Here is a 6,425-nt window from a genome sequence, read left to right as displayed (position 1 = left end):
ACGGTACCCCTACTTAGGAGAATTACTTGGATTCACTGAAGAAGAAATTGAACAAAAACGTTATTTTATAAATAATCAAGTCAGATTATCTATTTCTGACTTGATTTGAAATTAAAAATATAAACCTTTGCCCACTGGCTGAACAGTTTCTAGCACAGTGTCAACCATTTCTTCATTAATTAGGGTTCTTATAATCCAAGCAGAGAGATCTTGAGCAGCAAAACAACCTGCGGCAGTCGAGATATTTCCTTCGTTTACAAAACTTTGTTCAATAACGTCTACATCAAATCCTTTAAGCTGTTCTACTACGGATGGATATGTAGTTGCTTTTTTGCCAGTTAACAGTTTTTTAGCTCCTAGTAGTAGTGAACCAGAACACATAGAGCCTATTAATTGTCTTTGAGGATCTACATGAATACTATTAAGATATTCTTGATTTTTATATAAATCTTGTACACCCTTACCACTTGCAAATATTACAGCGTTAGCGGAAGGAATATCAGATATGCTTCCTGTCATGGGGATACGTAAGCCAGACATGGATATATGAGTTTTTTCCGTTCCTAATAGTTGGACATTCCAATCAGAAATACCGCCGACTAAACGTACACGATTTAATAAATCCCATGGTAAAAAGACATCTATATCAGTAAAGTTATCGAAACAGACTATTGCAATTTTCATTCTATATCCCCCATAATTAAAATATTAAGAATATTTTAATTATAACATTTTCAAGTGGCTTTGACTCATCTGAAGATATAAAACGCCTTCCTGACGATTATACAGGTGGAATTTGGACAAATTGCATTGATAAAATAGCACCTTTATTTAAGAAATACGGGATGATATAACAATCGAAGTTTTTTCATCTGTTTAACCATTTATATTTTAGAAGAAGACTTATTAATAATGTTGAAGTTTTATATACCGATAAACACCCCTAATTTCCTATAAATAATGGAAATTAGGGGTGTTTTGGGATGAATGGAACTTATTTTATTTATATTCAAACAAAAGTACGACAACGATCAAAGAATAACCCGCTAGATGTAAAAAATGAGCTGAATCCTCATAAATAACTAAAAGTAAGTTATTTTTACTTTCTTCATTTGTTTTAATTCTATTATCATTTGCTATTTGGGGAGTAACAAAAAATGTTAATATTGTCAAATCATCTAAAGTTGAAAGAACCTCCAAAATACAATTCTCTCCAAGAAGTGTGCCCTCAGGAAGTCATAGTCGATACAACATTAAGTTAACAATGAATCAAGAGGGAAGATTTCATTTAGTATCAACAGTAACAATAAAGAATATTTCTAAGGATTCATGGGGAAATTTAGTGTTTTACTTTATCCCGAATATGTTTACAAAAGGCAATTCACCACAATTAGAACACCCATCTACAGTTCAATTTGATAAAGTAGCAGTTGATGGAGAAATAGTTGATTTTAAACTAGACAAAGATATATTAAACATACCACTGGTAAGTAAATTAGAACCTAACAAAGAAGTTACCGTCGATTTTTCCTATGATTTTACTCTCCCAGAAAAGGGCGATAGATTTACAAAGGATGATGAGAATTATTATTTGGCACAATTCTATCCTATGGTTGCTACATATAGAAATCACAAATGGAATAAGGAAGAATATATGACCCATGGTGAAACTTATCATACTGCATTCAGTGATTTTAAAGTAGCCTATGACATTCCAAATGAGTACACTATAGCCTCTACAAGCGAGAATGACAAATATCCTAGTGAAAACAAAGGTTCATTCGAAGTGAAAAATGTAAAAGCAGTTTTTGTGGCGATACTAAAAAAACAAATGTCATATCACATTCTGTTTTTCAACTCATAAGTTGGCCGCAATTGGAAGCATAAGTTGATCAGAAAACACTTATTTTAGTAGGCGATCATCTAATTATTCAACGGAATTGGAAACATAAATTGGCCGTAAACTAATTGGTCATTTTATACTTCTTGTTACTGTTGGTTTGAGTTAACGTTTGATCAAAGTATTGCTGCAAATATTGATTTTATAAATAGAAGAAACCCACACATTTTGAAAAAAGTTTGATCAAAATGTGTGGGTTTTAATTTTGGATTCCTTAAGTTTTTATAAAAAAAATTAATCATTTTATGTGTCCTACTTAAACAAACGCAACTGTTAATTTAACTATATCCCTTCATGATTAGCATATAAATTTCATTTTTTAAAAGAAACATTTTGTTCTATCGCCTAACAGAACAAGATAAAACGCCTAACTCATATTAGTAATTTTTCCTGTTTCTGTTGATAAGTATAAAAATACTACCTAGCACACTTAATGAAAGCATAAAATATAACAATATATCAGGTAGAAATTCTGCAGGAACAATATCTATCAAATGAAAAACAATAAGTGCAATAATACCTAAATATAAGACGTTGAACAACATATTATTTGTTTTATATTGAATTTCTTTCCCTCTCCCATCTTTTCCTTCATCACTTGATTGGAAATTCATTACATACATCTGACTGATGAATATTAAAACAACAAATAAAATTTTTAACCACAACATATGTATCACTCCTCCTGATAATCAAACACTTCGGTTAACGGCTTTTCAAATGTATTTGCGATTTTAAAGGCAAGAATTAGAAAAGGATTTTATTTATTCTTTTCAAGAGTAGCGATAGTTTGACGACTAACCCCCACCCTTTTTGCCGGTTCTTCTTGAGTCCAACCTTTTTCTGCTCGACAAACTACAATTTTCTTATGTAACAATAGCAACACCTCTTGAGATGATTGTAATTTATTTTTTACAAGTTGTTTTTTTTATAATTAAAAATACGCATAAAAAATACCCCTTTATACAAAGGGATAAAGCGTGCAACTTTTTTATAAACAGTAGAATTTTCTTATAAACCATTATCAGAATCAATAATCCGTTCTACTTATAGAATCAATTATTCCTCATAGTATCCTGTACCTTCATATTCTTTTCCGTTACTATCATAAACGTAAAATGCACCTTGAATTTTTTCCAATTCAACAACAATATAAGGATTTTTTTCATCGGTTTTATCATTTGATTTCTCAATATTGATTGCAGTATCTACACTAGATGTCTCTATTTTTCCTAACCTTAATTCTCCTCCTGCTTCTCCCGATGAAATTACAACGATACTCTTATCGTTAGGACTTTCAAAAACTTTGTATCCTTTATAGTCAATTTTAGAATTCTGCAATTCACTAATATACTTTTGCACATCTTTCTGTTTATTTATTTCATTTTCTCCTAATACTTTGACTTCATTAGAACATGCAGCAAGTGTTCCAGTTAATAATAGAATAAGAATCATTATAAATTTCTTCAAAGTTGCCCCCCTTACTTCTATTATTATCTTTCCTTATATTAACTATATTTCATAAGATTCCTTTTAAATTGTATAAACTATTATCGCCTTTTTTTATCTTAACTACTTGTCAATTTTATCTACAAAGTAAATTGGATCTGTATTATTTAAAGCCAATTTGTTTTTTATTTTTAATGTTTTCGTATCTCTTATCGTAATTATTGTTTTATCATTCGCAACAGAACCAGTTTATTCATCAACTATTTGGAATAGCTGCATAAGAATAAATTCCATTAGGAATCTATATACCTCTTTCAAATAAATGCAGTCTTTGTACTAGGATCTTACTAATACTTAAATTTTTTTGTAAAATCTTGTCTCTTTTTGATTAGATTCTGTAGTATTGATTATAAATTAAAGATGTGCTGCTATTATAACGCCTTAACTTCTATCCGAAAGTAGTCTTCCACTTTTAAACGTGAAGGTGCGCCAGTGAAAGTGGAAGATGAATTTCGGTTAGGCATAGCCTAAAGTTGTCTCTTTTTCATGCTATTATATTTTCCAAATCCGCAGGATTTCAAAATCTTCGCCACGCTTCCCGTACCTTGAAAGGCATCGAAACCATTCATGCTTTATATAAACGAAACCGAAGTCTTGGCTCAGACTTCGGTTTTTCGACATACAATGAATTACAGGAGCTACTAACAATCGCATAAAATGTACAACTTTTTGTTAGCACCACTTAACCTTAACAAAACTTCGCAACAGAACCAACAAAGATAAGTGGTTTTTAATTGAAAATATGAAAGGGTGGGTTTGGTGGAAACATTAACAACAAATAACGGATTGCCAGAAAAATTGTTATCGGAATGGCACCCTACTAAAAATAATGGTATTAATCCTAATGAATTAACTATTGGAAGCTATGAATATATTTGGTGGAAATGTTCCGAAGGTCATGAGTGGGGCATGAGTATTTACGATAGACAGAAGAAAAAAGAATGTCCAAAATGTTTAAGGATTAGGAAGGCAACAAAGCGAGCGGAAATAAAAGAAGAGCGACGAATCAAAACCTTACAAGAGGTGGATCCTGAGTTAGCTAAACAATGGCATCCAACAAAGAATGAAGGTATTACCCCAGATGCTGTTGCATTTGATGAAGGCTGGGTACGTAGATGGTGGCAATGCAAAAGAAATCATGAATGGGAAGAAACGATTGCGAGTAGATATATAAATACAAGTGTTTGCCCATATTGTGCGAATAAGAAGGTATGTGAGGATAACTGTTTAGCAACAGTTTATCCAGAAATAGCAAAGAATTGGTTTGTGCTTGAAAATAGTAGGTACTCTGAAGTTAGGACAGCATATGATGTGATTTATAATTCTTCAGAGGATGCATATTGGATTTGTGAAAAAGGACATACATGGAGAGAAACCATTAGTCAAAGAGTTAAGAATGGAAAAGGATGTAGAAAGTGTGAATTGTTTCAAAATTCCTTAGCTCTTCTAGATCCTGAATTAGTTAAAGAGTGGCATCCTACTAAAAATGAAGGAGAATATGGAGTTAAACCTCCTGAGGAAACGAGGGTTAATTCTAGCCAAAATGTATGGTGGCTTTGTGGTACATGTGGAAATGAATATAAAGCACAAGTAGGTGCTAGACATAGAAGAGAAACAAAATGTAAAGTTTGTCACCCGCTTCAACGCAAAGGAAGAACTGCTGTTCAAAAAAGAAGACGGAATTTTGAGGTATATAATGACATGGAAAATAGACGTGTTATTTTTGAAAATCAGTTAAAAGAAAAAATAAAGCGTAAAGAAAATGAATGAATTTAAAAATAGAATCGTCGTATAAAAAAGGCCGGATATTGCATTAAGGATAACTTTGCCCATCCCCAAAAAAGGGGAATAAGACAGAAAACACCAATTGTATGTTGAATAGAAAATAGAATGTTATAAATCAATAAACAATCAATGTAACAAAAAGGTAGAAGTTTTATATTGTGACAAATTATTTTTGGGACAGTATTTTGTTAGGTTCTGGTGCAAAAATGTTAGTTAGAAACATAGAGTAGCAATTTCCTCTACATTTTTAGCTTATGAAGCTAAACCAAACAATTTATGAATAAATTGTTTTTGATTTTGGACAGACTTGTCCGGTAAAACAAGTTGTCCTTTTTCATCATATGCATGGCTTCAACACCACTCAATATAGAGATTGCTGTTTTAAATGATTTTAATCCTAACATAGAACGAACTCGCCTTTTAATAAACCGGTGGTCTTGTTCTACTATATTATTAAGATATTTAACTTGCCTTAGTTGTATGCCTTCAGGCATATGTTTCTCTTCTTTCAACTCTTGAATCGCTACAGGATAGGCAGGGTTCTTATCTACTGTTATTACACGAGGTTTAGAAACATACGAAAAGGCCAAGGCTTTCTTGAAAAAGCGCTTGGCTGCTTGTTTATCTCTTGATTTACTTAGATAAAAATCAATTGTATTCCCCCCTGAATCAACTGCACGATATAAGTACATCCATTGACCTTTTACTTTAATATAAGTTTCATCGACTCTCCACGAGTCATTTGTTGATTTAAGATAACGTCGAATTCGCTTATCTAATTCAAGACCGTATTGATGTAATGGTTGTATGAACCAAAGATAATACCCGTTCCTCCATCATTTCCACCAAATCACGAAAACTTAAGTTGTACTGCAGGTACCACCTTACTGTTAATCAAATTAGTTCAGGCTGATAATGCTTCCATTTGAACAAATTTTCTTTTTCCATACCAATCACGCACCCTTTATAGAGTAATAGTATCAGTATGTCCAAGTTTTATAGATTACTTGTAATTATCCTGAAGTTTTTGCACCAGAACCCTAAAAAGGTATTGTTTTAGGATACAATGAAGTCAAAAGGGGCTATGTTACACGATGAAAATTCCAGTATTTACAAAGGAACTACTCTTGTTATAAAATCAGACTGAACGGTCGGTTTGTAATTTGTTATAGGAGTGGATAATATGAAAGATCACATCATAACTTTACAAGATGGGCGTAAGTTAGCCTAC

At 32.1% G+C, this 6,425-nt stretch carries 6 protein-coding genes and 4 pseudogenes; 4 read left to right on the top strand and 6 right to left on the bottom strand.

Annotated elements, in window-relative coordinates; genetic code table 11:
- Positions 1 to 111 precede the first annotated feature (111 nt).
- Positions 112 to 684: a DJ-1/PfpI family protein gene (locus tag LOK41_RS26915; protein ID WP_241819071.1), complete on the bottom strand. Its 573-nt coding sequence runs from the start codon at positions 682 to 684 to the stop codon at positions 112 to 114.
- A 47-nt stretch (positions 685 to 731) separates the two neighbouring features.
- Here LOK41_RS26915 and LOK41_RS26910 point away from each other — a divergent pair.
- Positions 732 to 854 (top strand): annotated as a pseudogene (locus tag LOK41_RS26910) (glycerophosphoryl diester phosphodiesterase); the annotation flags it as partial.
- A gap of 145 nt (positions 855 to 999) precedes the next feature.
- On the opposite strand, the gene LOK41_RS26905 reads toward LOK41_RS26910, so the two are convergent.
- Entirely contained in the window at positions 1,000 to 1,200 is a 201-nt protein-coding gene (locus LOK41_RS26905; RefSeq protein WP_241819068.1) for a hypothetical protein, read from the bottom strand.
- Positions 1,201 to 1,264: 64 nt separating this feature from the next.
- On the opposite strand from LOK41_RS26905, the gene LOK41_RS26900 reads away from it, so the two are divergent.
- Positions 1,265 to 1,864 carry a gluzincin family metallopeptidase gene (locus tag LOK41_RS26900; RefSeq protein WP_241819066.1) on the top strand — a complete coding sequence of 200 codons (600 nt, stop codon included), beginning with the start codon at positions 1,265 to 1,267 and terminating at the stop codon, positions 1,862 to 1,864.
- Between the two features lie 413 nt (positions 1,865 to 2,277).
- Here the strand turns inward: LOK41_RS26900 and LOK41_RS26895 are convergent, their stop codons facing one another.
- From LOK41_RS26895 to LOK41_RS26885, 3 genes and pseudogenes are all read right to left on the bottom strand, one after another.
- The gene (locus LOK41_RS26895; RefSeq protein WP_241819064.1) at positions 2,278 to 2,571 is read right to left on the bottom strand and encodes a hypothetical protein; all 294 of its coding nucleotides are present in this window, start codon (positions 2,569 to 2,571) and stop codon (positions 2,278 to 2,280) included.
- A gap of 5 nt (positions 2,572 to 2,576) precedes the next feature.
- Positions 2,577 to 2,777 (bottom strand): annotated as a pseudogene (locus LOK41_RS26890) (helix-turn-helix transcriptional regulator).
- Between the two features lie 182 nt (positions 2,778 to 2,959).
- Positions 2,960 to 3,370 carry a hypothetical protein gene (locus LOK41_RS26885; RefSeq protein ID WP_241819063.1) on the bottom strand — a complete coding sequence of 137 codons (411 nt, stop codon included), beginning with the start codon at positions 3,368 to 3,370 and terminating at the stop codon, positions 2,960 to 2,962.
- A gap of 536 nt (positions 3,371 to 3,906) precedes the next feature.
- Here LOK41_RS26885 and LOK41_RS26880 point away from each other — a divergent pair.
- A pseudogene (locus tag LOK41_RS26880) lies at positions 3,907 to 4,065 on the top strand (IS6 family transposase); the annotation flags it as partial.
- A 103-nt stretch (positions 4,066 to 4,168) separates the two neighbouring features.
- Entirely contained in the window at positions 4,169 to 5,179 is a 1,011-nt protein-coding gene (locus LOK41_RS26875; protein WP_241819062.1) for a zinc-ribbon domain-containing protein, read from the top strand.
- 267 nt (positions 5,180 to 5,446) lie between these two features.
- Here the strand turns inward: LOK41_RS26875 and LOK41_RS26870 are convergent.
- Positions 5,447 to 6,142: pseudogene (locus LOK41_RS26870) on the bottom strand (IS6 family transposase).
- Between the last annotated feature and the right edge of the window lie 283 nt (positions 6,143 to 6,425).

It is taken from the genome of Bacillus sp. TL12 (genome assembly GCF_022625245.1).
In the GTDB taxonomy this organism is placed as follows: Bacteria; Bacillota; Bacilli; order Bacillales; family Bacillaceae_G; genus Bacillus_A.
This window is presented reverse-complemented; position numbering and strand designations above follow the sequence as displayed.